2 protein-coding genes are annotated in these 3,456 nt (G+C 45.2%); both read right to left on the reverse strand.

Going from position 1 to position 3,456, the window contains the following annotated elements; translation table 11 throughout:
- Positions 1-2,009, reverse strand: a 2,009-nt coding sequence (locus Q0991_RS17885) for a DUF4347 domain-containing protein (RefSeq protein WP_299490863.1), incomplete at its 3' end; no start/stop codon positions are given.
- A gap of 1,078 nt (positions 2,010-3,087) precedes the next feature.
- On the reverse strand, positions 3,088-3,456 hold a 369-nt coding region (locus tag Q0991_RS17890; protein WP_299490865.1), incomplete at its 5' end, for a biopolymer transporter ExbD.

Below are 3,456 nucleotides of genomic sequence, written 5' to 3' on the forward strand. Positions count from 1 at the left end.
TAGGTGGCATCGCCTTCGGTATCGATGTCATTACCAGAAACACTATCAGTGAGAACTGTATTCTCATTAATGGTAAAGCTGTCATCAACGGCATCTGGCGCACTATTAGCAGCTCCAACGCCATTAATAGTAATGTTGACCGTTCCCGTATCCTCATTGAATACCCCTTCACTGACCTGGTTTCCATCAGTGACCGTGTACTCAAAGCTATCCGTCGCCGTCTCACCATCGTTGAGAGCATCAAAAGCGCCGTTGGGATTATAGTCGTAGCTACCATCGGCATTAACCGTTAGCAAAGCACCAGATGCAAGCGTAATTTGTTGATCAACATTAGCGGCTTCGCCGTTGACCGCACTAACTGAGAGAGTCTCGCCAGCATCAGCATCTGTGTCATTGGTCAGCACATTTCCGCTCAGCGCCTGATTCTCAGGGGTATTCCCATCATCATCGGTAGCTACAGGTGCATTAAGCTGACCGCGAGTATCCAGAATTGTCCAGCTAAAGGTGCCAGCATTGGGGTCAATATTGTACTCACCCAAGTCAGTTTCCCTGCCGCCATTAATGGCAAGCTGAGGATCTAGTGTCCAAGTTTGATTATCGATGCCAATATCGCTATTAACGTTGTTACCTTGTTCTCCAGTTGGTATGTCATTATCGTCAAACACACTGAAAGCAATCGTTGCACTGGTTGCCCCTGGAGCAATGATGACAACCGCGCCATTGTTCTGATTACCATTAACGGTATCGTCCAGAAAACCATCTAAGCCTATGATGTTTTCTATCGTTGTAGGCGTGAAGGCCTCAAAGTCAGAGAGACCTCTAAACGCATCCGTCCCAACACTTACACCTAGCCCACCAGCAGGAGCAGCCTCACTAAGAGTCAGCTCTATCGTAGCTACGGTTCCTTCATCTTCGATAATAAGGGTAGGGGTACCTTCAATACTAACCGTTGGAACGGCAGGCGTGACCTGCTCTGGGTTATCCGCCATGATAATCGTGTCGCTACTGGCTCCCGCCGCGATGGTTCCAGGTGTCCCCAGACCCAGAGTAGTAGCATCCGCTTGCGAAATAGTGCTAATGGTCCAGGTAATCTCTTCCGCAACATCCGCAACATCTTCAATGTCGGGATTAGTATTAGGGTTATCTACACTAACATCGTTGGGAGTATTCAATACGGGAATCGTAAACGAAGCAGTCTGCGCCGTGATATTCAATGCGAAGGCGCTAAAGTCAAGGTCTTGGGATACGTCGTTGCCCGGTAAGAATTGATCGATGCCATCAAGCTGTAAATTCGCCGCAAGAAAACCAGGATTAAACCGATTAAACGAAGACGTCTCATTAGCACTCAGGACAACTACAACGCCTCCTGCTGGAGGTGGTTCGTCGAGCGTAAACCTAAATGTAACTTCTGTCTCTTCAGTTTCAATTGCTACCTCCTGCTCGATGTCAAAGCTAACTTCAACAAAGCTGCCTGTGTAGGACTGCTGGAGCGCTGAAGAGAAGATGACTTCAGATTGGACCTCACCATAACGAGCATCCAAAACCCAGTTTGGTGTTCCATCTACTAAACCGATGCGCTTTGTAGAAGCTGCAATATTGGCGCCCGTGAGCTGATGCATTTGTTGCAAGAAAAGGGAACCCAGTACACCTTGCGCAACATGACAACCATAGATTAGAACATCAATCCCGTCCAACTGTTCTGACCAAGACGTTAACTGGGCTTCGTAGTGACCCAGGGTTTCAACACTAAGTTTGGTATTGCCCAACTGCAAACATCCTGGGGTTCCATGGGAAACAAGATGCAGACTTGATAGAGAGTCATACTCTTGCAGAGCTAGGGTAATCTGCTTCACCCCATCACGATTGGGATCTAGGACTATGACATCTTCCTGGGGCAAGCTGTTAACCAACTGCGGAAGATCATCAATATGACTGTCAATAATGACAAGCGTTCGCTTTGTCGAGCGACTCTTGGTTAATAGAGTTGAACTTTGTGTGGTTGACAACATCACGTCTTAAATCCTTAGTTGTAATTATTCTTAGTAGAGCAAAGTAGGCTTGGACTTTCTGAAATAACCTCAGCACAAGTAAATAAGCACCATCACATTGCTTATTCCCCAAATATCAAGGATTTTATTCCAAATAAGACAATTAGATTTGATTAACTTAACAAGGCATAGGTGTATTTTTAGACGCCTTCTAATGACAATACCCTACACTGGAAAAATTTCATAGTTAAGATACATTCTCATTTATAGCTTCTTTGTCACAAGGACCGTATCATGGCGGTGCCATATATCAAGTCCAATGTTCGGGGATGAATTCTATCTCCTCCATGGGGAGAGAAGGCTCTTCATGGAGTTTGTTGGCTTGGTTAAATATCAGGTGGCTCTAGCAGGGGTAATCCCGGCAACCTGAGGGCTTGATGTCACCCCCTTGAATTTCCTTTGAGTTGATCCTCAAGTATGATCTCAACAGCTACAATCACGGCCACTGTTCTGCAAAAACTCTGATAAGGTCTCGGTCTTTGGACCCTCTCCAGATCTATAGTCCATTGCTCATATTGCAAAAGAGAATCAAGTTAGTCGGTAGTTTGTGTACTGGTGGGCAGAAATTGCTAAACAGGAGTTGAATGAATCTTTCCTGGCCGATAAAGGGGATAACGAGGTTCTGTTCTATCTATCGATCACCAAATTTTAGTTGTTCTAGTAGCCTTGATGTTGATCTGCCACTCGTGCAAACAGGATGTTGTTAAGCCATCTGTTCCAGTTATCTCCCATTACTCCATAGAGTTAGGAATATTTCCAGTGAATGTGTCGAGGCTCAATTTTCAAGGCTGCATGCAATAGCAGATTTCAAATGCGAATGATCTACGGAACAATTGGGTTTCTGCTTCGTTAAGCTAAGGGATATTGCTGCTTCTCAAGTGATTTGTACTGTGGGCAACAGGGAATATTCCCTGTGGAGCTCAGTTAACAGAGAGTTCAGTCATGAATCCTATTTAACTAGCACTAAAGCAGGGAATCTTTGGAGCGATCCGGGAAATCGCAACCCCTACCGTTCGGTTAGGTTGGCTGGATAAGGAGATCAATTTGAACTTCGCTCAGTAGCAACTCCCAACTTTGCCCCTTCAATGGTTCGTAATTCATCCATCACAGCAATTACATCTCCGTGATAGACCTCTTTATCTGCTTTAAGAGTAATGATTGCAATCTGATTTGGCTGTAAACTTTCCTGGATCGCAGTTCGCAAATTTTTCAGTTCAATAGCTTGTTGATCGAGTGCAACAGCGCCATCAGGCTGTATCGTCACAGTAAAATCAGCTTGATCACGGGGACGGGCATTCTCTGCATTGGGGAGGTTAACCTGAAAGCCTTCAATCTGAGTCAAAAATAGGGAGGACAAGATAAAGAAGGCTAAGATCGCGAAAATAACATCAATAAGTGGCAGGATGTT

Source organism: Acaryochloris sp. IP29b_bin.137, assembly GCF_028285745.1.
Taxonomy (GTDB): Bacteria; Cyanobacteriota; Cyanobacteriia; order Thermosynechococcales; family Thermosynechococcaceae; genus Acaryochloris.